General features: G+C 31.7%; 21 protein-coding genes. 14 read left to right on the forward strand and 7 right to left on the reverse strand.

The window, feature by feature from the left end; genetic code table 11:
• From DG508_RS05245 to DG508_RS05310, 14 genes are all read left to right on the forward strand, one after another.
• The coding region (locus DG508_RS05245; protein ID WP_234418178.1) for a phage baseplate assembly protein V at positions 1 to 797 on the forward strand (797 nt) is incomplete at its 5' end.
• Positions 797 to 1792, forward strand: coding sequence for a hypothetical protein (locus tag DG508_RS05250; protein ID WP_108867125.1), 996 nt, complete (start codon positions 797 to 799; stop codon positions 1790 to 1792). The genes DG508_RS05245 and DG508_RS05250, both read left to right, overlap by 1 nt.
• Positions 1789 to 3435 (forward strand): PAAR-like protein, encoded by a 1647-nt coding sequence (locus DG508_RS05255; RefSeq protein ID WP_108867126.1) that lies wholly within the window; start codon positions 1789 to 1791, stop codon positions 3433 to 3435. The genes DG508_RS05250 and DG508_RS05255 overlap by 4 nt, the downstream gene beginning before the upstream one ends.
• Positions 3432 to 3821, forward strand: coding sequence for a carboxypeptidase-like regulatory domain-containing protein (locus DG508_RS05260; protein WP_159090685.1), 390 nt, complete (start codon positions 3432 to 3434; stop codon positions 3819 to 3821). The genes DG508_RS05255 and DG508_RS05260 overlap by 4 nt, the downstream gene beginning before the upstream one ends.
• A 7-nt stretch (positions 3822 to 3828) precedes the next feature.
• Positions 3829 to 4227 carry a hypothetical protein gene (locus DG508_RS05265; protein ID WP_108867128.1) on the forward strand — a complete coding sequence of 133 codons (399 nt, stop codon included), beginning with the start codon at positions 3829 to 3831 and terminating at the stop codon, positions 4225 to 4227.
• Between the two features lie 26 nt (positions 4228 to 4253).
• Complete coding sequence (locus tag DG508_RS05270) at positions 4254 to 4655, forward strand: transthyretin-like family protein (RefSeq protein WP_108867129.1); 402 nt, start codon at positions 4254 to 4256, stop codon at positions 4653 to 4655.
• 12 nt (positions 4656 to 4667) lie between these two features.
• A complete protein-coding gene (locus DG508_RS05275; RefSeq protein ID WP_108867130.1) occupies positions 4668 to 5069 on the forward strand; it encodes a hypothetical protein in 402 nt (133 codons plus the stop codon).
• Between the two features lie 75 nt (positions 5070 to 5144).
• Positions 5145 to 8192, forward strand: coding sequence for a hypothetical protein (locus DG508_RS05280; protein ID WP_108867131.1), 3048 nt, complete (start codon positions 5145 to 5147; stop codon positions 8190 to 8192).
• Between the two features lie 74 nt (positions 8193 to 8266).
• The gene (locus DG508_RS05285) at positions 8267 to 9121 is read left to right on the forward strand and encodes a hypothetical protein (RefSeq protein ID WP_159090687.1); all 855 of its coding nucleotides are present in this window, start codon (positions 8267 to 8269) and stop codon (positions 9119 to 9121) included.
• A gap of 105 nt (positions 9122 to 9226) precedes the next feature.
• Entirely contained in the window at positions 9227 to 10144 is a 918-nt protein-coding gene (locus DG508_RS05290; protein WP_108867133.1) for a hypothetical protein, read from the forward strand.
• Between the two features lie 380 nt (positions 10145 to 10524).
• Positions 10525 to 11271, forward strand: a complete 747-nt coding sequence (locus DG508_RS05295; protein ID WP_108867134.1) for a hypothetical protein — start codon at positions 10525 to 10527, stop codon at positions 11269 to 11271.
• A gap of 150 nt (positions 11272 to 11421) precedes the next feature.
• Positions 11422 to 12354: a hypothetical protein gene (locus tag DG508_RS05300; protein ID WP_159090688.1), complete on the forward strand. Its 933-nt coding sequence runs from the start codon at positions 11422 to 11424 to the stop codon at positions 12352 to 12354.
• 49 nt (positions 12355 to 12403) lie between these two features.
• Positions 12404 to 12835 carry a DUF3592 domain-containing protein gene (locus tag DG508_RS05305; protein WP_108867136.1) on the forward strand — a complete coding sequence of 144 codons (432 nt, stop codon included), beginning with the start codon at positions 12404 to 12406 and terminating at the stop codon, positions 12833 to 12835.
• Positions 12836 to 12940: 105 nt separating this feature from the next.
• Entirely contained in the window at positions 12941 to 13534 is a 594-nt protein-coding gene (locus DG508_RS05310; protein ID WP_108867137.1) for a CHAP domain-containing protein, read from the forward strand.
• Positions 13535 to 13581: 47 nt separating this feature from the next.
• Here DG508_RS05310 and DG508_RS05315 read toward each other — a convergent pair whose 3' ends face one another.
• The 7 genes from DG508_RS05315 to hutI form a co-directional block, all read right to left on the reverse strand.
• Entirely contained in the window at positions 13582 to 14268 is a 687-nt protein-coding gene (locus DG508_RS05315; RefSeq protein WP_108867138.1) for a GNAT family N-acetyltransferase, read from the reverse strand.
• Positions 14269 to 14406: 138 nt separating this feature from the next.
• Positions 14407 to 15495: a DUF6688 domain-containing protein gene (locus DG508_RS05320; RefSeq protein ID WP_108867139.1), complete on the reverse strand. Its 1089-nt coding sequence runs from the start codon at positions 15493 to 15495 to the stop codon at positions 14407 to 14409.
• An 851-nt stretch (positions 15496 to 16346) separates the two neighbouring features.
• A complete protein-coding gene (hutF, locus tag DG508_RS05325) occupies positions 16347 to 17726 on the reverse strand; it encodes a formimidoylglutamate deiminase (RefSeq protein WP_108867140.1) in 1380 nt (459 codons plus the stop codon).
• Entirely contained in the window at positions 17723 to 18532 is an 810-nt protein-coding gene (locus DG508_RS05330) for an N-formylglutamate amidohydrolase (protein WP_103865604.1), read from the reverse strand. Before DG508_RS05330 ends, hutF begins: the two co-directional genes overlap by 4 nt.
• 1 nt (position 18533) lies before the next feature.
• Positions 18534 to 19124 carry a HutD/Ves family protein gene (locus DG508_RS05335; RefSeq protein ID WP_108867141.1) on the reverse strand — a complete coding sequence of 197 codons (591 nt, stop codon included), beginning with the start codon at positions 19122 to 19124 and terminating at the stop codon, positions 18534 to 18536.
• A 176-nt stretch (positions 19125 to 19300) separates the two neighbouring features.
• Positions 19301 to 21298, reverse strand: a complete 1998-nt coding sequence (locus tag DG508_RS05340) for a urocanate hydratase (protein WP_108867142.1) — start codon at positions 21296 to 21298, stop codon at positions 19301 to 19303.
• 71 nt (positions 21299 to 21369) lie between these two features.
• Positions 21370 to 22617 (reverse strand): imidazolonepropionase, encoded by a 1248-nt coding sequence (gene hutI, locus DG508_RS05345; protein ID WP_108867143.1) that lies wholly within the window; start codon positions 22615 to 22617, stop codon positions 21370 to 21372.
• Between the last annotated feature and the right edge of the window lie 4 nt (positions 22618 to 22621).

Genomic DNA, 22621 nt, shown 5'->3' on the forward strand with positions numbered 1-22621 from the left:
ATACCAATGTAGAAGGCGGCGTATACAAAAATGAGTTTGAGGCAGTAGATGCCAATTTTGATGCTTACCCTAAGATGGATATCTACAGATTCCCAAAAAGTGAAACACAAACGGCTACTGTAGTAGAGAATTCCGATCCAGATGGATTAGGAAGAATCAAAGTACAATTTGCATGGCAGAAGCCATTGGGAGAGCGTACACCTTGGTTACGTATGATGACTCCCCATGCAGGCGCAGACAAAGGATTTCATTTTATCCCAGAGATCAATGAAGAGGTAATGGTAGGATTTGAAGGCGGTAATGCAGAACGCCCCTTTGTATTAGGTGCTTTGTATAATGGTAGTAAAAACCCATCATCATGGCAATCGCAGAATAATGATATAAAGGCAATTAGAACAAAGAGTCAGCACACGATTACTCTAGATGATAGTAATGGGGCAGAGATGATTACGATTACCGATAAGAACAATAATATCATTCGTATAGACACAGCCAACAACAATATAGAAATCTCTGCATTAGAGAATATGACGCTGAATGCTAAAAACATGCAAATCAACGTTCAGGAAAATTTAGATGTTTCGGTAGGAGAAAATAAAAATGAAAGTATTGGTAAAAATCAAACATTAACAGCAAAAAACAGTACTATTTTAATTGAAGAAACAGCGGAATTTCAATCTAAAGAATTAGAAAAAAATGCTGAAAGAATAGTAATGAATAGTACCAAAGAAAATATGGAGCTTTCTAGTTCTAAACAATTAGTAAGTAATAGTTCAGAGAAAAATATATTGATATAATGCGGGATTTTGGTACCGATATATTAAAAGATACTAACCAGAATAAAGATTCTATCTTACTCAGGCATCTACGTAATATAAAACCTTCAGATGAGTTTATTTCTTATCTGGTTGCTTTAAAATATTATGAAGGCGATAAAGATGCAGTGTCAAAACGCATTGATTATAGAATAGGGATAGAATACCTAGGTGAGGATTCACAAAAGCTTCCACACGTTTTTAGATTGTATAAAAAAGAATTATTCTTTAATAGAAAAAAACCTTCTCTTATTATTGAAGAAATAGCAACAGCTTTATCATCGGTTATCTACCCGTTAGAAATAACAGTAGATCATAGGGGTAAATTCACATCTATTATCAATCACGATCAAATAAAGAAGCGGTGGCCTGCGGTAAAGAGAAATATTCTTAAAGAATACAGAGGGGATATCACTTTTAAAATCATAAAAAAGTTTGAGGAAACAATCAAGGATCATAAAAAATTAGAGACATCCTTATATCGTGAGATTTTTTGGAGCATCTTTTATCATCCCGTTTATATTGGGCATAATGAGGAACTGAAAAAAGAAACCTCGATGTTATTTCCTTTAGAACCTTATGATCCGTTAGTTGTATACAAAGGAGCAACTACAATAAGCCCGATAATCACAGAGTATAATACAATTCAAGTGCAATTTAATGGGCAATCAACCATACCCAATAAGAGTCGTTTTCATCTAGAGAAGAAAGAGCATGTTATCACTTCTGATCTTCAAATTGATTATGATCTAGATCAAAATACACGCATTCCCAATTTGATACATACTACCTGTGATATATATGATGAGACAGACGAGAAAGAAATAAAAGCAATAGAACTTTTGGTAACTCGACAAGAAGGTGATCAATATGCCAAGAGTAGCTTTATGAAGAAAGAAAATAAGCAACCTGATAGAGTAAAGGTGAAACCCAAAAAACGGGATTGGTTTTTTGGATTTAAGAAAAAACAAGTATGAGCCAGAAAAAGTTAGTGTGCCATGGGGCAATGTGCAAATGCCAGTTTGGTGATGTACCTGATATGTTGACTGTGCAAAGCCAACAAAAAAACTATATCAATGACAATGCAGGCAGTCAAAAACTGATTGCTACCGATAAAGAGTTAGGAACGCCATTTCAGGCAAAAACCTTTGGTCAGTGTAAATTACAACCAACAGGAAGTAGTTTTAAACCCTGTATGCAAAATATTACTGGGTGGGATGGTATTTTTGAAAAAACACAGCTACAAGCCAATCAAGGGTATCCGCTACTAGAGGACAGTAAAGCTACTTGTGCTATTGCAGGAGCCCCTTGTGTAGAAATTGCTTTTCATGGGCAGACGGCTACCCCTTCTGCGCAAAATGTTGACAATGCAGATCAAGATTTACTAAGCCAAGTAGTACCAATGATCAATGTACAAGAAATCGATATGCTTTCTCCATATGATGGGATAAAAGTAACAGAAGAAAATAAGAGTGAGGCTACAATAGAACAAGAAGAACAAAATATTTCTGTAACTGTAGACGTTACAAAAGATACTTTTGTTCCTTTGGGGGTTCCTGATCATACAGGAAACATAGAGAATGACCATATTAACTTTAGTATTGATATTGAAGAAAACCCTGCCGAGAAAATGATGGTAGAAATTTTGGATAATGGAAAACCTCATTACAAAGAAGAAATAACAGATCAGGCAATGCTCTCTGTGGGTAGTCATGAGTGGCAATGGGATGGCTTTGATACTCATGACAATTTGGATACAACTTTTTTAAAAAAAGGAAACCTAGAAATAAAGGTTACTGTATGGTTTCAGAGTAAAGAAGAGAATGACATTAAGGCTATAGACAAATTAGTAGCTGATGAAGTAGATTGGGTAGATGTTAATATACAACGTAATATAAAACAAATAAAAGTTACACTTAGAGTAAACCTAAAAGATGGAGGAGCAAAGGGGTTAAATCAATGGGATAATGTATCAAAAGAAGCTTTAGCTTATTATTCTGATTCTCCTTTCAAAACTAGATCAAAAAACTATAGTAAATTAAAAGAGATGACTCTAGACGGTATCTCTAATCATTGGAGTAGAAAATTATCAAAAACTAATGGAGTTACAATTGGAAATACTAATTATGAAGTTATAGTAAAAGCATTATATGATGAAGGTGGGATGAAAGCTCCTAAAGTTGTATACAATACTAATAAACAAGCAGGACGATCTAGAAACTGGGAATTATCGAGAAAACTGTTTTATAATATAGGGTTTTTGTATTATAAGGGTTGGAGAAAATTAGACTCATCTTATATTGTATTTAATACAAATGGATGGTATTTTGAAGAAGAGCGAAATGCTATTGTAGATTTTAAAGATACTGCCGCTCATGAAATAGGTCATGAAATCTTACTTGCGTATGGAGGGCATGCTTATTCTAAAAAACATAAAAAATCTTCAACACTTATTACGCAAAGTGTATTATCAAATCAGCCTGATTATCCAAAGGTGGGAGAAATAGATTTAATGAAGTATTATCAAAATACTGTTAAAATAGCTGATAAAAATAGGGTTGTAGCTTCTGAGAAAGATGTATTAAGTCTATTATGGTTAACCAAAATAAAGATTTCATGAATTACATAAAAAATATTTTATTTATTGCCTTAGTACTTATTGTTTTCTCTTGTAAAACGGTTATAATCAGACCTACGGTTAAAGGGGTTGTGTATAATGAGAGTAACATTCCAATAAAAGAAGCACAGGTCGGTGTTTATAAAAGTGTAGATTCTTCTTTTGTGAAAATGACTAAAACTAATAGCAAAGGAGAGTTTATTTTACCTAAACTATCAGTTAAAGAGAAAATTATTCCTTTAGCAAAAAGAAATAATTATAATTTTTTAAAATCTCTATTTATTATAAAAAAAGAAGGGTATCAAGAATACCTCATAGAAATAGATGTGCAAAATAAAGATACAATCTTATTGAAATCGATCATTCTAAAGCAAATTTCACAAAACTAACTGTTAAATGAAATGTATTATAATATTATTCATATTACTATCTGTTTTAAGTTGTAATACAACAAAAAAAATCAATCGTATAGAAGGACATATCTATCTTAAAGATTCTACTACATTAAATAATGTTCAGGTATATTACCCTTTAAAAATTGATAGAGCTTCATGGATATATAATGAACTTGCTAAAACAGATGAAAGCGGTTTCTTTTCAATAAAAAATAGTAATGTAAAAAAAAGTAAATGGATTTCTTTAAACAAAGCAAAAGACTCTATTAAAATATACCTAAGTTTTACAAAAAATAAAGATATAAAATCAAGTGTTACTAAGAAGTTTCCTGTAAATATTGAAATTACAAAATCAATAAAAAATATTATAGATTTAGGTGAGATTTATATGTCTTTTTGATACTATTTTAAAGTGAAAATATAAAGATGAAAAAATACTATTTAATACTTATAACTATTTTGATACATTCTTGTGCATACTACAAATATATTCATCGTAATAGAATTGAAGGATACGTATATGACTCAAATGGCATTCCTGTTGCAAATACAACTATTGTGTTCGTTATTGAAGAAAATGAAAAAGGTTTGGTAATCCTTTCTAAAAATGACTCCACCTTAACAGATAAACAAGGCTACTACTATTTTGATGAAATAAGTACTATTGAAAAAGGTGTTATTGGGGGTGAACGAAGAAAACCATTTCCGTTGCCATATACTTTTATTGCTAAAAAAAATGGAATAATTATAGATACTATTAATGCTAGATTATATGCAAATCAAAAAAACGAGATTAAAATAGATACATTAATTGCAAAGGTTGACTAAAATAAAGATTTTATGAGAAAAATTGTTTTATATTTTATAGGAATACTATTAATCTCATCCTGTGTGACAAACAAAGAGGTTTTACGCCCCTATGTAAAATTTGAAATCTATGATTCAATTACCAAAAAGCCAGTTGATAATGTTACTTTGTCTAGTACAATAAATGATTCGTCACAAGAGTTGAACGATCAGAACATGTTTTCTGATAAAAAAGGAATAATAATTATTCCAAAATCAGAAGTTTCTTTAGGGGATCACAAAAAGATTATGCTGTTGACCACTATAAAGTATGTATTTAAGAAGCAAGGATGTGAAAAGTTCATTTTGGATTTACACTCACATTTGAAAATAAAATCTTCTAATGATCTAAAAGAAAGATATAAAACAAAAATATTTCTAGAAAGAAGCAAGTAGTTCTATAATTCATGTCAAATGTGTTTAATAGCATAATATTGCACCAATATTGACAACATGATACCAATATAAGTTATGGCAGAAAAAAAAGACACACCTATTGTTTTAAAAACCAAAGGAATTAATGAAGTAGTCATAGGAGAAGAAGGCAAATTAAGAGTTGTCAAATCTGGGGAAACAGAGGTGCTAAGTGTTGCCACTACAGCCTCAGATAATACTCCTGTAAAATGGGTATGGATTGCTACAGAATATCTCAAAGAGGCAAAAAAAATGCAACCTGCTCAGGTATATGATAAGTGGGGCGAATGGAAATCTAAAAACACTGACAAACCAGTAAATAAATATGGTATTGGGCATCAATATGTATATGGTAATGCAGTTAGTGCAAAGCCTACAAAAAAGGATTTATTAGAAGGAACTATTTATTATTTTGAGCCTTTTATAGATGTTCCTTCTTTAGAAAATGGGTGCTATATAGCTTCTGTAGATACCCCAAAGATATTATCTGCCTATTTTGCTAAAAGCAAAGATGAATTCAAATACCCAGGAGAAACAGGTAAAAGTAATATCTATACCTATAAAAACACCATACGATTATATATTTTGGGGCATATGTTGCCTAATTATACGGTTGACTATCATAATTTTGCATTGTTTGAAATAGAGATATGGGATACCGATGGCAATAAGATTACAGAAGATGAAAAACCATTACGATATTTTCAAAAAACAAACCCAGGCACATTTTCTGTCAACACTTTAACAGAAATAAACATAGTGATCGATGAAAAATGGAGAGAAAAGAGTAAGCATAAAGAGAAAACTGTAAAAACCTATTATGCCAAAATCAAAACCACACTCTATTATAATGAAGATACCTCTACAGAAGAAAAATTAAGCGAAGAAGAAAAAGGGCGTAATATTAACCATCATAAAAACCCTACCAACAGAAATCCTCTCATGAGAAGCATTAATAAGTTTGAGAGCGTAGCCCCTAATCTAGAAACCGTTGCCGTAACTTATACAGAAGAAGATGAAAAGGTGAGTAATTCCCTAGAGTACAAGGTGCTATTTGGATTGTTTAGTATCAATGCAGGGAGAGATGTAGGTTATGGTATGCGCCATGCAGCAAAATATACAACAAAAGATGTAGGAACATACGACACTACAAAAGGTACAGTAGTAGAGAACCAAGAGGTGTCATTCCAGGTAAAATATGATACAATGGATGTTGTTCTGGATAAGTATGAAGCCCAGAAAAACAACATGTTTGTAGTGGTAGGTGATGTAGAATATAGTGCCCGAAGTAACGAGCCCTGTAAATATTCAAAACTGCTGATTGAGCATAAAAGTAGGGCAGAGCCTTTTGTACTTTTTGACGAAGACAGCACCTCTACAGCACCTATAGATCATACCGATCTTGTATTTGGTATTGTAGCAGGAGATAAAAAAGAAACCATCAAAATTACGGCTGTTGGGTTGGCAATACAAAATTACCAAGACAAAGGCTTAAAAAAGCCAAGATGCTTTGGGATTACCACATCAAAAAGACTTAAAAAAGGTAGACTAGTAAATAAAAAAGAAAAACACCGCGATCAAGAAGAGTTTAAGCACAATACCATAGAAGATGTGTTTACTATGGAGAAAGCCTATGTGTTATATCCCGATGCCCTTAATACTACTACCAATACTAATTCTGAAACGACAGGAGATGAAACCTTAGATATACAATCACAAGACATAGATTATACCCATACTAAGAATGGTATAAAACTAGAAGTAGGATACCTATATAATAAAAACTATGATAATAGAGTTTTAAACTTTTTGGCTTATGATACAGCCTATTTAAAGAGTAATCAGTTTATAGAAGCTTTACGAAATATTTGGGTGGTTCGTTATTTGGTAAAAATAGCAAAAGGAGAACCCATACATCAATCTTACTTTGTGCCTATAGGAACCTGTAGATACCCGAATCAATTAGCTCGTATTGCAGTATATCCAGATATGAAATGGGTAATTAATTTCCATTATAATATTAAAGAGCCATTATATTATAATCAAACCCCTACAGAGATGGAGTATCAAAGCCATTCTGGGGATCGTGACATGTCTGGCAATATAAAACGAAAAAGAGAAGCCGCTACGGCAAAACATATAAGTACAGCCTATCAAAACCAAAAGAGTGAGTTTGGATTATATGTGGAGTGTGAAGTTGATGGGAGTAGTAAAATAAAATTAGGAAAAGATTTTGCTGAGAAGTTTCGTAAAATGATTTCTCCTTTAACTTGGATGGTAGATAGGCTAGATAGTGACTTAGGGGTTTCTAATGCCAAAAAAGAAGAAGAGAAGCTAAAACTTTCAGGTAAAAAAGGTTTGATGGCACGTTTAAACAAACTACCCATGAGCTTTGAACTTAAGGCCCCTAATATAGGTGTGGGTCTTGGTATTGGGTATGGTGAAACACAATGTCATGAAGTAGGCTATGAACTTGAAGGTAGGATATTAATGAATCCTATTATAGGAGCCAATGTTACACTAGATGTATTAGCACTAGGGAGTAAATTTAAACCTTGGGGAGCTATTATAGATGCGTTGGATATTGCTGCTTTTTTACTAGAGTTTTGCTCTGGTGGTAAAATTGAAGCCGAATATGTAATAGAAGTTAAATTTACAGCAGAAATATCATTGGTTGGGACAGGAAGTAAAGATGGGAGTAATAAACCCGCAGAATTAACTTACAACTTTGCGAATAAAAAATATGCAGGAAATATTGCACTGCAAGGAAGACTAAGAGGAGAAATTACTTTTAAATTTGGAATAAAATTAAAAGCAGTTGTAATGGATGCAAAAGGTATTGTTCCAGAAGACAAAGACAAAAAAATGGAAGAAATAGCTGGTGTAGGAATAGAATTAGGAGCTCATTCAGAAGTTTCATTAACTCTAGGTAAAAACTTTGGAGAACAAGACAACTTTACTTCAGACTTTTATTTTTCGGGGGTTACTGTATTTATAAAATTTCAAGGAGGAAGGAAAAAAAAGAAAAAACCTTCACCTTATGAAATTATTCCTGACTTAGAAAAATCTTTTGATGTATTAAAAAATAAAGGAGAATATAAATGAAAACTATAAAATTAATAGTTGTAATAATAATTTTGTTTACTAACTGTAAAGGGCAAGACAAAAAGAATATTGAAATGGAAACTAAATATAATACGAAAACACCAAAAAATCTATACTACCTTAATATAGAGTTGTTTATGACTTATGAGATATATATAAACGACATCAAAATAGCAAATAACATTCAATCTGGCCCAGTATCTGGATTAAGATACTTAAATGAATATATATTAAATTCTGGAAAACAAACAATAAAGCTAGTAGATAGAGATATAAATCCTCCAGGAAAATCTAACCTTCCAGATAACATTTTCGAGAAATTTGGCTTAGAAGTTTACAGTACAGATGAAAATGAAGAAAATATACAAATCGTGAAAAAATTAGATTTCCCTAATATACCAACACCAAGACCATATTATTATGAAAATACTTGGGAATTTGATGCTGTAGTACCATATAATGTAGATGGTTGGAAGAAAGGTAAAGATTTATCAAAATTAGATGAAGAGGAATTAGAAGAAAAAGTAGTTGCTAAGTTCAAACATTTACGTAATTTAATAAATAACGGTAATGTTGATGAATTTATGACAGAAAATGCGAAAGGATATGAAGAGTTTGTAATTACTAATTATTATCAAAAAAAATGGTCAGAATTTGATGAAAATATCAGAGAATTGATTGATGATCAAAAAGGTTTTATGCTTCCACTCGAGAATTATAAAATAAAAATACATGGGAACGGTAAATTAGTAACTTTGGAGAGAGTGGATAGATCTTATTTAGGAGAGAGTGCATTGATAGCTCTTGACGAAGGAGAAAACACTTTGTATACAAACTACATTAGTTTATATATGCCAGAAGGAAGCCATGAATTAAAACCAATACGATTGGTTGTTGATTATACTATTGCCGATTTTTCAAAAAAATAAAATTAAGTTCTAAAATTTTAATAAAAATGATAGCTCCAAAATAATACCTATTATTTCTAGTGTTGATAAAACATTTGATTTAGTTAAAAATAAAGGAGAATACAAATGAAAAAATATGTGCTTAAAATTCTAATAGTAAACTTTATATTACTACAGATTTCTTGTAAAACTAAAAACAAGAATGATATCAATTTAGAAAAAACTCAGAATAACCCAGAATATTATCTTGGATATAAATACCCTATACCTTATGAAATATTGATAAATGACATAGTCGTTGATAAAAACTTAGAAGGAGGCAAAAATGGTGCTGAAAATCTAAATCAATATATATTAAAAAACGGTGAACAGAAAGTTGAGATAAAAGTACTTCATCCTTTTATAGAAAAAGGAGGTTTGTTATCTAGTCAAGATTTATCTATTTTAAAAGCGAAAGTATATTTAATAGAAGGAGAAGAAGAAGATATGACATTAATAAAGGAGTTAAATTTTAAAGAAATAGAAAAAAAAGTGCCTTTAATTAATCAAGAATGGAGTTTTAAAGCAACTTTACCTTTTCAACTTATTGGATGGGGGAAATCAAAAGATTTAAAATCCTTTGAAGAAGATGAATTAAAAGAATTAGTTGTAAAAAAATTTACTGTATTGAGAGAGCTTCTAAATACGGGAAAAACAAGGGATTTTATGGGAGAGCTAGAATTTAGAAATAATGAGTTTTTTATAGCTAATTTTTTCACTAATTCTGAAAAAAATGATTACCTCATTAATTTAGAAGAAACTTTCAAAGAACATAAAGATAAAATGCTCCCTTTAGAAGATTTTAAACTTAGAATTTTAGGAAATGGCAGAGCTGTTACATTAGAAAGAATTAATAAACATACTGGTCAAGGAGTGCTTGTGGCTGAAGATAAATCAAAAAACATATTATATCTTAATTACATCATATTACATATTCCTTTAGGTAAAGAAGAATTAGAAATATTAAGAATAAATCCTTTAATCACATCTCTTGATGAAAAATAAAGGAGGATACTTTTGAGGATATGATCAATTTAGGAGATGTTAAAGAACCACAGCCTTTAGAAAATTTTGAAATACATTTATATTATCATAAGTAGAGTAGCAACATTGGTAAAAAAAAGATGATAAAGAGCCAGCTTTTGATTTAAAGATCCAGAAACAGGAGTGCGATCATGGCAACCTGTATACATTTATAAAGATATTACAACAGGGGAATGGGAAAGGTGTTAATAAAATGATATGATGAGAAAGGTTTTAAAAGTAGTATTTATAACGCTAACATTCGGGTTTTATTCATGGAATCAAGCACAAAATCAAAATTCTGGAAATAAAATAAGTTCCAATGCAATATAGATAACATGACTTTATCCAAATAAAAACACATGAAAAAACTTAGTTTATGGCTTATTGTAACCCTTTTGTCTTGTAATTCTCCAAAACTAGGAGAAGATATATTGAATTTTGAAAAACTAGATATAAGTTTTGGTATTGAAGACTTTTATTCTAAAGAATTTGAAAAATCTGAAATATTTGAATTACAGAAAGATGAAATTCTAAGTGGAAAAAAAGAAGAAGAATTTGGGGATAAATTGATGAAATTTTGGGATTTTCATACCATAAAAATTGATAGTGTTTATAGGGAGACATGGAGTTATTCTGACCCAGGAAGATTAATTGGAATTCAGTACAACATGATGGGGTGGTCTTCTGGGGATAGTTTAGCACATTACCATAATATGTATTTTGAGAAAATTGATATGATGAATAGTGCTAATGGGGAGTTTATGGCATTAGTAGCAAAAAATGAAAGTAAAAATAGAGATGATTTTGATAGTTTATTAAATTATCTCAAACAAAAAGAAGGAGAACCTACAGTTGTTAAAAATGACTTTTTTGGCGTATATTATAATTACTCTTGGAATTTGAATGATAGATATATATCAATAACTTCAAAGTTAAATAATAAAAAAAACACACTTAAAATAGATTTCGAAATTAATGAAGATAGTATTGTTATGGATACTATCAAAAAACCCTCAATTGATACAAGATTATTTATTATAAATAAAAAATATAAAGATTCAATAATTGGGAAATTACATTCTGGGGATTGGTTGTTTTTAAAATAGATAGCTTTTTATTTTAGTACAAATGATTAAAATGATAAAAAAATCATTTGTACTACATATAAAACTCTATAAATAAAGATATACTAGAATTACAATTGATTACTACATGTATGACTATTCAAAATAGATTCTACAATTAAAACAATACAGATGACACTACTTAAAAGAACAAAGAATAATTTTAGGTTTTTACTAATACTACATTGCACGATACTAATTTTTAGTTGTAATAATGATACTTCTAAACAATCCAGAATTGAAAAAAGTATAGTTTCTGTAAAAACAAGTAACTCAATCCAGAACAATATCACTGTAGAGCAATCGAATCATAGTATTGACTCTACAACGTATATAATAGACTGTTTAAAAGATATTATACCCAACGCAGAAAAGATCATGGCAACGATGGAGGGTGCTCTAGTGCAGAAAGGTGTTTTAATAAATACAAAATCAGATGGATATAGAGATTTGTTTTTTAAATATTTAGCATGTAAGGATTTTGGGTTATACAATACAAGAGATATTCATAAAGGAGAGAGGTTGTATTTTGAAAATAAATTACAGCTAGCCAAAATAACTCAGAAAAACATTCAATTATTTGATCATCATGATGAAAAATCAAATGCTTGTCATTTGGATTCATCTAAAAAAGAAGAATTTAAGAAAGGTGCCCTTAACACGTTTATGAAAATCAATACTGATTTTATAAATTTTATAATTCACGGAGATGTAACCACTAAATATTCACAAGATACTTCACTGGTCACAATTTTAGAAAAAGAGTTTCCTGTTGAATATTTTGGTAATAGAGATGTGCAATATATGATATGCTTTTTGATTTATTTAGATTTAAAAACATACGGAGAAGAAGAAAAAGAATCAGAATTCATACAAGCTAAAGAAGCTATTGAATACTATAAGAATGATCAAAAAAAGCAAAATAATAAAGATGAGAAACCCGAGAAAAAGAATGATGTAAATCATATAGAAATCATTGAACTCTCTGATAAAGACGCTAAGGAGTATGAAAAAAATGGAGGAGTGATAGAGGAAACTATTTCTGAGTCTGATGATAATAGATAAAATGAATAAAAACGAGATATTATTAGTAAACCAATTATTTTAGAACCTTATGGAGTCTAGTACTTTTACAGGGTGTCTATACTATGCAATACTATTGGCTACTTTTTTGTTTGGGGGGTATATGCTCTATATAGGTGGAGGTAAAATTACAAAAGGAATAGACTATGAGTTAAATGGTGAAGTTGCAAAAGGTACTATAACAGGTTATAGTGAAGAATGGGATAGAGAAAAGAATGAAACGTATTACACCCCTATCATCGAGTATACAGTATTAGAAACTAGTTATAAACTAGAGTCAACAGTTTCTAGTAACTCTAAGTCTTTTTTCAAGACAAGAAGAATCCTATATAAAATAGATAATCCAAAAAATGCTATAGAAGGCGGTTTTTTTATAATATGGATATTTCCTATCCTTACAGTATTTCTAGGCTTAGTTTGTGTTGGTGCTGGATACGCTATTATAAAAACAACAAAAGCTTAAAAAAAGAACAAGATGATATGCGTCATTTAATGGTTAATTTGGTATGATAACCCGTTGTAAAATGTATTTTTGATACATCATAATTAGATATTTAAACCCATATAGATGAAATACAAAGTACTCATTTTTATAGCCGTTTTAATTTTACTATTTCTAGGAATTAAGATGGTAAAAAAAATCAATTTTAATACAGAATATGAAGTTGGGCAAGTGATAGATAGCCTTCATCATGTAAAAGTGTATTACAATGGGGGAGTATCACATACTGATGGTAGAAACCTTGCGCCAGATGGCTATAATTTAGGAATTAAGTATCAATGTGTAGAATTTATAAAAAGGTACTATTATGAGCATTTAAATCATAAGATGCCTGATACCTATGGTAATGCAAAGGATTTTTTTGATGAAACACTACAGGATGGAGCGCTAAACAAACAAAGAAATTTATTGCAGTATCATAATGGGGCAGAGACAAAACCAAAAATTAATGATATCATAATTTTTAGCAGAAGTTTATGGAACCCTTATGGGCATGTAGCTATTGTAGCAGAAACAACGCAGGATAGTATCACGATAATTCAACAAAACCCTGGACCTTTTGGAGAAAGCAGAGAAAAATATAGAATAATAGATAAAGAACAAAAATATTATATAGAGAACGATCGTGTTTTAGGGTGGTTAACGTTGAACTCTAAGTAAAAGTATATCTCTAGGTACTGAATTATAATACTATCTCATAAAGAGGATTAAATCGTTTTTAAATTCCAAAAACTTATTTTACGCCTGGTAACAAAACCCAATTTTTCATAAAGTTTGATTGCTCCAATATTTGATGTTACAACATGTAAATATGGAGTTTTACCTTCATCAAAAATTTGATTCGTAGTATACGTTATTAATTGTTTAGCATAACCCTTTCCTGTATGATTAGGGCGAGTTACTACAGCACTGATCTCTGTAAACTCATTCATTTTCATTCTTTCTCCCGTTACAGCAATTAATTCATCATTTTTATAGATTCCGAAATATTTTCCTAAATCCGATGTTTTTTTATTAAAATAACCAGGCTGAACCAAATTTACCAGATCAAATAAGTCTGTTTTTTGTTTTTTAGATGTTAACTCAACAATTTGCTCGCGTATTTCTGTATCAATAGGTTTTTCAAGGAGCATTTGATTACAAATCAAATCTTTATTTAATACTATTGGATTACTGAATAGTGGTTTTTCTCCAACCACATAAAAATCTTTAGTTAAGGTTGAATATTCATTGATACCTTTTTCTGAACTGTCACCGTTTTCAAAACCACCGAAGGGACAGTATTCTGGATTATAGAATTTAATACCATTATAATCTAGTGCTAGACTATGATGGGTTTCATTCAAAGAATTCCAAACAGGATTGTCCAATTTATTTTTCTGTATTTTTTTCATTTCGAGTATTATATAATGTTTTAGTAAATTCAGCCTTGGCGTTGTCGATAAAGTCATTTTGCATGGTGATAATGAAAGCAAATTATTTAATCAATGGAGCTATAGGGTATTATGTTTACTTGTTTAAAAATAAGGAGCTTACATCTTATATTGTTTTGATATTTTTTTTTCAGGAGTTTTACATATTAAATATAAAGAGATTAAGAAAAACCATTCCAAAGGTTTCATTAAAATGTAAGTGATATTTGAACCTGTTTTAGAATTGATTTTCAGAGAAAGATTATATCCATATTTATCATAATTGGTTCTAATGAAATTATGAAATTTTGGAGATAGGTCTTGTATCATTTCTTCAAAAGCGTTGGCTATTTGTAATTGTCGATTTACAATTATTATTTTTGCGTTTCTCTTTCCTAGGCGAATTGGTTTAACAATTTCAGGGCTTCCTTTAGCAGCAACTGTGCATAGATAATGTCCTTGATGGTCAAGAATTGGAGGATGTGTTTTTTGAGAAAAAGCCCAAGTTGTTGTTTCTGTAAATACTTTAGAAATAGAATCTATATCTTGCCCAAATAGCGTTAGAATTATTGTAATAATAATAAAAAAAGGAATAAAAAGTATTAAAGCCCAAATAGATTCATCAAATCTATTTGCTAAAATGGTATTACAATAATTCAAAAAATTATTTTTATAGGTTTTGTTTTTGGCTATTACTTTTTCTTTTCGGATAATTTGGATTATAAGTAATAAAGCGATAATAAAGCTTAATAAGGGTGTAAATATAAAGAGGAATGTTCCTTCATTTTCTTTATAATGACCTAAGCTTTCTGTATTATGAGAGGTGATTTGTAAAAGAATGACTAAATTGATTATGATGCCTATAAATAAAAAAATAAGAGATAAAACAAGAATTAATGGGGGTAACTTTCTTCCTTTGACCCAGATCAATACTGCCGAAACATTAAAGCAAATAAAATAGAGAAGTAGTGTTATAATATGTTGTCCTCCAAAAGGTATGTAACATTCTGGATCTATTGGGTCTATTGCAGTATAGTATTGATTTGAGTGAGTTAAAAGTCCCAGCGCAAATAAAGCAAAAGATATTATGTAAATAATAAAAAGTATTATTTCTATAGCATTTATACTTCCTTTCTTTTTTTTTAATCCTATAATACATAAAAAAATGAAGATAAAAAATGAAATAATTAATAGTAAAAGTCCTCCCATGAATTTATTTTTTATTGACTGGCAATTATTTATTTGTAATATTTCTTTATTATTTTAGTTTTTATTTTTCTAGGTAGTTTAATGTTGCGCATTGAGGCTTTTGAGTATACTTCCTCTTGATTCCAAAATAACTCGTTCGTGTGTTGAAAATCATATCAATAAAAGAAGAACCAACCAATTTATTCTCTAATTCATAGTAAAGATGTATTTTTCCAGCTGCATCTCCTAACTTTTCAAATGGAATTTTGATATTAAAATATTTGTCTCTAGATGTATAAATACTGTATTGTCCGTCTGGACTATGAAGCCTATAATATTCTCCTTCTGTTATAGTACTTACCTAATAAATAATAATAAATGTACAAATTAGTATTCCTAATATAATTTTATAGGTAAGTTTCATTTTTTAGTTTTCAACTAATGTTAAATGTTAATTGTTGATATATAGAGATTTAATGGATTTAGCGTTTTGTAGTTTAATCTCAAATTTAATTATATTTTTTTAACGAGCCTCATTTTTCTTTTTTGACCCTAGAATAAATGTTTTAATACTGATTTATAGGCTCGCTTTTTTGAAACTAGATTGGATGTAGGCGAAGTTCTCGATGCGTTTTTCTTTCTTTTGATTTCATCCATTTGTAGAGCTTATAATCCAGATGTTTCTTAATGATCTTTATCGTAAAAGAAAATCAGCTATTTTTTATTTTGAAGCATAGGTGAAAAAGAGAATGTTATTGCGGTAAATTCAAAGTATAAATGATATTACATTGTAATACTAGAAAATAATCCATGTACCAAGTATAAGCTTGGTGCATGGATTATCGATATGTGTATAATAAACCAAAAAGAGATTATCTGTTTTTTAGTTCATTGATAGTTTTTATAAAGTTTTGTTTAATCTCATCATAGTTGTTATGGCGGTTATTATTCACGATCATTTTTCCGTTGGCAATGGTGCCATAATGCATGCTAGAATCTGTAGCATATACAATCGATGATGACAGGTTTTGTATAGAAGTAGTTGCCAATAACGGTGAAGTGGTATCAAAAAGACAAGCATTTAATGGTTGACCAATTGCAAAGAAATCTGCAACAAAATTATTCATAGCTTTTCTACCAGCAATTGTAGCCATTTCTATAGCATACATACCACTGTCCTTTTGTTGTTCAGAAAAATAAGTATTTCTCTTATGTGATATCAATCGCTGGCCATAATCTAGAATTCGTAACTCCTCTAGAGGGTTTAACCCAACATGACTATCAGTACCAATACTCCAATTACCACCTTGTTCTTGATATTTTCTTAAAGGAAATAAGCCATCTCCTAAATTACCCTCTGTACTAGGGCAAATTACAACATTGGCTTTGCTATTGGCAATTCCGTTAATTTCAGAATCAATAAGATGCGTAGCATGTACCAAATGAAATCTATCATTGAGATCTACATGATCTAATAACCATTCTACAGGTCGTTTGCCTAGGTATGTAATAGAATCTTCAATTTCTTTTAATTGTTCTGATACATGAATATGAAAAGGAATATCTTGCGGTCCTGATTTTGCTATTTCTGCAATATCAGTAGGTTCAACACCTCTCATAGAGTGAATACCTACAGCAATATTTGCATGTTGATATTGTTTGCAAGCTTCTTTGCTAGATTCCAAAAGACTTACATAAGAATCAATAGTAGGAGAGATAAATCTTCTTTGTCTTTCTCCAGGTGCTTGCCCAAATCCTCCTTTTTGATAAAAAATAGGAACTAAGGTGATGCCAATTCCTGCTGTTTTTGCAGCAGCAATCATACGGCTTCCCATTTCTGAAAGATTTGAATATGGTGCTCCATTCTTATCGTGATGTACATAATGAAACTCGGCAACATTTGTATACCCATGGCGAGCCATTTCTGCATATAACATGGTTGCAATGGCTTCCATCTGATCGGGATTCATAGATAATGCCAGTTGATACATAGCTTCTCTCCATCCCCAAAAATCATCAGGATTTGTCCCTCCTTCATGTTTTTCTGCTAGACCTGCCATCGCATATTGAAATGCATGCGAATGTGCATTCTGAAACCCAGGAACGCCATAATATGTATCCCCTTTATTAGGTGTCTTTTGTGGGTCAAAAGAAAAGATATCTGTTATGATACCCTCATCATTTACAGTGATTCCTGTATTTTCTTGCCAGCCATTGTTTTGTAATATTGCTTTAAAATAATAGGTGCTCATGATATTGTATGCATCGTATCGATTAAACTCTTTATAGTATGTTGTAGTACTTTTTGTACTTTGTGTGCCCTGTCTTGATTATATGTTATTTCATTATCATCCATGTATAATATTTTATTCATTTCTAATTGCAGGGTGTGCACATTATTTGTTGGTTTTCCAAAATAACGAGTAATATGCCCTCCTTTGAAAGGGGTGTTGTGGTGTATATCAAACTCGCCAGACTGTAACCCTTGCAATGCAGTTGTAATCAATTGTGGGTGTGCTGTTTTTTGATCATTATTTCCTAGAATCATATCAGGAAACGGATCTTTTTGAATGGTACTTACTTTATGACGAATCGAGTGAGCATCCCAAAGTAATACATGATCAAATTGTTTTTTTCTTTCTTCGATCAAGGCTTCGATTTGCCTATAATATGGCCAATAATAAGTATCTAAACGCCTTTTTATTTCTTCCTGATCTGGTTCGTGATCATCTGATTTATAGATTTTATTACCATAGAAATCAGTAATAGGAGTATTGCTTGTGATAAGTCTGTTATCATTATATAAAGGTACACTCTCTGGATCTCTGTTGAGGTCGATTACCCATCTGCTTAGATTGGCCTTGATTACAGTGATTCCTAATAAAGGAGCAAACTCATATAATCGGTCTACATACCAATCTGTATCATCAATATGCTTGCGCATTCTTTTTTTATAGTGCTTTTTTATCTCCTTGGGGAATTTGGTTCCCGAGTGAGGTACACTTATAATGATTGGAACAGCAGGAGCTTCTGCCTTTTTTATGTTGAATAAATCCATGTTATTTTTGATTTGCTATTTCAGCAATAACCAATACACTACCCTCAGTAAGGTGATTGTGTATAGTGGTTATAGAGGTTAAAGAATGTATAGCCAGAAGATCACCTGTATCGAGGCTATATTTTTTATCTTGAATGTTTATTGTAGCGTTTCCTGCATACACATATACAAATAACCAATCTGATTCGTCATTTGCATGATATTCAAATTGTTTATTTTGTGAGTAATCAAAAGCTTTTAACTCTCCTGTAGTAGTACCAGAAGTCATTAGATTAAAATCGGTACATTGCCCAAAAGAAGAGGTTTCCCATCCTCCTTCAAACTCATCTACATCATAGGGGTTAAGCTGTTTTGAATACCTGTCCTCATGCTTCAAAGTTATAGTACCATCTAAGACCATTAATTTTCTGGAGATATCAGGAAGTGGTGTAAACACCGATTCTTTTGCTACAACAGTGGCCATACTTAATCTAAAATCAAAATCTAGTTGTTTATAATTTGAATCAGGAGGGTATATATAAAATTGAGTGGTATCTCCACCAGCCCAAGTAGTTGTTTTGAATGATTGAGAAGGTACAATTGTAATTTCCATAGATAGTGAATATAAACAAAAGTAGTGTTACTATACTAATTTACTCACTAAGTGAGATTTTAATACTCCGAAGTTTGCATCTAAATTAAAGATTCGTTTCAAACGAATACTCGTGGGCTTGCTTCGCAGTAGTTTATAGAACACTACTTTTGTTGAAATTTGATACTTGTGATCGGTTATAAATTTTCTAGTAGTTCATCATCAACTAGATTAGGCAGTGTTACTTTGAGTTTAGGAGTTCTTTCCATCTCTCGTTTTATAGCAAACAAAGCTTCTTCGTTTCTGGCCCAACTTCTTCTAGAAATTCCATTATTTACATCATAAAATAACATACGCTCTAATTTTTCTGAAGCCTCGGTAGTTCCATCCAGAAGCATCCCGAATCCACCATTGATTACTTCTCCCCATCCAACGCCACCACCATTGTGAATAGAAACCCATGTAGCTCCTCTGAAACTATCTCCGATAACATTATGAATTGCCATATCTGCAGTAAATTTACTACCATCATAAATATTACTGGTTTCTCTGTATGGTGAATCAGTACCACTCACATCATGATGATCTCTCCCTAATACTACAGGGGCAGATATTTTTCCACTTTTAATAGCTTGATTAAATGCTTCGGCAATTTTAACACGCCCTTCTGCATCTGCATATAGAATACGAGCTTGTGAACCAACCACAAGTTTATTCTGTTTAGCTTCTCTAATCCAGGTAATATTATCCTGCATTTGCTGTTGGATTTCTTGCGGAGATACTTTTTTTATAGATTCCATTACTTCTAGTGCAATCTGATCGGTTGTATCTAAATCTTCAGGGTTACCAGATGTACATACCCATCTAAATGGTCCAAACCCATAATCAAAACACATAGGACCTAGGATATCCTGTACATATGATGGATATTTAAAATCAATCCCGTTGTCAGAAATAATATCTGCTCCAGCACGAGATGCTTCGAGTAAGAAAGCATTTCCATAATCAAAGAAATACGTTCCTCTGTTGGTGTGTCTATTGATGGCATTGGCATGTCTACGCAAAGATGCTTGTACTTTACTTTTGAAAGTCTTAGGGTCATTGCTAATCAATGCATTGGATTCATCATAGCTTAATCCAACAGGATAATACCCTCCTGACCATGGATTGTGTAATGATGTTTGGTCAGAACCTAATTGAATATGAATATTCTCATCATAAAATCGTTCCCAAACATCAACAATATTACCCTGATAAGCAATCGATACTATTTCTTTTTGATTTATTGCTTTTTGAGTTCTAGTTACCAATACATTGATGTCATCAATGATTTCATCTACCCAACCTTGCTCATGACGTTTTTGTGCTGCCATAGGGTTTACCTCTGCACAAATGGTGATACAGCCTGCAATATTTCCTGCTTTAGGCTGTGCACCACTCATACCGCCTAATCCAGAGGTCAAAAATATTTTCCCTGCTGATGATTCATTAGGCTGTAGTGTTTTTCTAAAAGCATTCATTACCGTAATCGTAGTACCATGTACAATCCCTTGCGGGCCTATATACATATAGCTTCCTGCAGTCATTTGCCCATATTGTGTAACTCCCAGAGCATTGTATTTTTCCCAATCATCAGGTTGTGAGTAATTAGGAATCATCATCCCATTAGTCACAACTACTCTAGGTGCATCTTTTGAAGAAGGAAATAATCCCATAGGGTGGCCAGAATATATATGTAGCGTTTGATCTTCTATCATTGTAGCCAAATACTTCATTGTGAGAAGGTATTGTGCCCAGTTTTGAAAAACAGCCCCATTACCTCCATACGTAATCAATTCATATGGATGTTGTGCAATGGCATGATCCAGGTTATTTTGAATCATCAACATGATCCCTGCGGCCTGTTTGGTATTGGCAGGGTATTCATCTATTGGGCGAGCATATATTTTATGCTCTGGCATAAATCGATACATGTAGATACGTCCATATGTATTGAGTTCCTCTAGAAACTCAGGAATGAGTTCTTGGTGCCAATCTTTGGGGAAATAACGTAGTGCATTTCTAAGAGCTAGTTTCTTTTCTTCATCAGAAAGGATTTGTTTTCTCTTAGGAGCACGGCTGATATTTGAATCCAAAGTTTTTTTTAGAGGTAATGTTTCAGGAATTCCTTGAAGTATTTGCTCTTTGAAAGTCATGATGTCATTTATTTTTTTTGGATCTCATACGTACACTATCAGAAACGAATTGTACGTATGAGATTTTGATATTATTTTTGAAATACTAATTGCCCTCGTTTCCATACTTGAGAAGGAAGGACTTTTCCTTGATGGTAAAAAATTTCATTAAAATGATTTGTTGGGAATAGGTTAAAATCCGCCAACATCCCTGATGAGATTCTTCCTCTATCAGTAAGGTTAAGGGCATTGGCTGCTCTATAGGTTATTCCTGCAAGTACTTCTGCATTACTTAGTTTCTGAAATGTACCTAGAATACAAGCCTGTATAAGTAGCTCACCCATTGGTGCAGAACCAGGATTCCAGTCACTAGCAATTGCCAAAGCACCACCTTGATCCAAGATTTTTCTGGCAGGGGTAAAATCACATCCCAAGCCTATAGAAGCACCAGGTAAAGCTACAGATACTACATCACTTTGTGCTAGTATCTTGATCTCTTGATCACTACTAGCTTCTAGATGATCAGCACTTACAGCACCTACTTTTACAGCAACTTCACTACCTCCTGCATTAAACTGATCAGCATGAACAGTGATATCGAACCCCATAGCTGTTGCTTTTTCAAAATAAGGATATATATGATCAGGTAAAAATGCACCTTCCTCTACAAAAGCATCAATCCTATTGGTTAGGTTTTCTTCTTTGAGTATAGGGAATAGAGTAGTGCTGATTTCTTCTAGATAGGCCTTGTGGTTTCCATCAAAATCTTTTGGCAGTATATGGGCGGCTAGACATGTAGAAATCAAATCTGCAGTAGTTGTAGATTCAGCCTTTTTTATAGCACGTAGCATTTTGAGTTCTTCCTCTATAGAAAGCCCATATCCACTTTTTGCTTCGATAGTGGTAATTCCTTTGGCTAATAAAGCATCAGCTCTTTTTATTACTCCATCAGTAAGTGTTTGTAGGTCAGCTTTTCGGGTTTGTGTGACAGTATCCCAAATTCCTCCTCCAGCTGCTGCTATTTCAAGATAGGATTTCCCACCATTTCGCATAGCATAATCATTGGCTCTCGACCCAGAAAAGCAAATATGTGTATGTGCATCAATAAACCCAGGGGTACATACATACTCTGTATCTAATTCTATAATTTCGGCATTGAGTTCTTGAGCTTTCTTTTTTAGATCAGAAAAAAGGCCTGTTGCATAGACTTGTTCATTTTTGATGATAATACCCGCATCTTCTGTAACAACAAGATCTTCATCCTTTATAGCTCCTTTAGAGTGTGCTTTTTCTAAAGAAACAAGCTGTTTTATAGGGCCTATTAGTTTATATTTTTCCATCGTA

The organism is Aquimarina aquimarini, from assembly GCF_900299535.1.
In the GTDB taxonomy this organism is placed as follows: domain Bacteria; phylum Bacteroidota; class Bacteroidia; order Flavobacteriales; family Flavobacteriaceae; genus Aquimarina; species Aquimarina aquimarini.

Coding starts and splice junctions, on each gene's coding strand:
- DG508_RS05250 (WP_108867125.1), top strand. CDS start 797: ATGCGGGATTTTGGTACCGATATATTAAAAGATACTAACCAGAATAAA.
- DG508_RS05335 (WP_108867141.1), bottom strand. CDS start 19,124: ATGGAAATTACAATTGTACCTTCTCAATCATTCAAAACAACTACTTGG.
- DG508_RS05320 (WP_108867139.1), bottom strand. CDS start 15,495: ATGGGAGGACTTTTACTATTAATTATTTCATTTTTTATCTTCATTTTT.
- DG508_RS05310 (WP_108867137.1), top strand. CDS start 12,941: ATGAAATACAAAGTACTCATTTTTATAGCCGTTTTAATTTTACTATTT.
- DG508_RS05315 (WP_108867138.1), bottom strand. CDS start 14,268: ATGAAAAAAATACAGAAAAATAAATTGGACAATCCTGTTTGGAATTCT.
- DG508_RS05290 (WP_108867133.1), top strand. CDS start 9,227: ATGAAAAAATATGTGCTTAAAATTCTAATAGTAAACTTTATATTACTA.
- DG508_RS05275 (WP_108867130.1), top strand. CDS start 4,668: ATGAGAAAAATTGTTTTATATTTTATAGGAATACTATTAATCTCATCC.
- DG508_RS05285 (WP_159090687.1), top strand. CDS start 8,267: ATGGAAACTAAATATAATACGAAAACACCAAAAAATCTATACTACCTT.
- DG508_RS05270 (WP_108867129.1), top strand. CDS start 4,254: ATGAAAAAATACTATTTAATACTTATAACTATTTTGATACATTCTTGT.
- hutI (WP_108867143.1), bottom strand. CDS start 22,617: ATGGAAAAATATAAACTAATAGGCCCTATAAAACAGCTTGTTTCTTTA.
- DG508_RS05305 (WP_108867136.1), top strand. CDS start 12,404: ATGGAGTCTAGTACTTTTACAGGGTGTCTATACTATGCAATACTATTG.
- DG508_RS05300 (WP_159090688.1), top strand. CDS start 11,422: ATGACACTACTTAAAAGAACAAAGAATAATTTTAGGTTTTTACTAATA.
- DG508_RS05340 (WP_108867142.1), bottom strand. CDS start 21,298: ATGACTTTCAAAGAGCAAATACTTCAAGGAATTCCTGAAACATTACCT.
- DG508_RS05330 (WP_103865604.1), bottom strand. CDS start 18,532: ATGGATTTATTCAACATAAAAAAGGCAGAAGCTCCTGCTGTTCCAATC.
- DG508_RS05295 (WP_108867134.1), top strand. CDS start 10,525: ATGAAAAAACTTAGTTTATGGCTTATTGTAACCCTTTTGTCTTGTAAT.
- DG508_RS05265 (WP_108867128.1), top strand. CDS start 3,829: ATGAAATGTATTATAATATTATTCATATTACTATCTGTTTTAAGTTGT.
- DG508_RS05255 (WP_108867126.1), top strand. CDS start 1,789: ATGAGCCAGAAAAAGTTAGTGTGCCATGGGGCAATGTGCAAATGCCAG.
- DG508_RS05280 (WP_108867131.1), top strand. CDS start 5,145: ATGGCAGAAAAAAAAGACACACCTATTGTTTTAAAAACCAAAGGAATT.
- DG508_RS05260 (WP_159090685.1), top strand. CDS start 3,432: ATGAATTACATAAAAAATATTTTATTTATTGCCTTAGTACTTATTGTT.
- hutF (WP_108867140.1), bottom strand. CDS start 17,726: ATGAGCACCTATTATTTTAAAGCAATATTACAAAACAATGGCTGGCAA.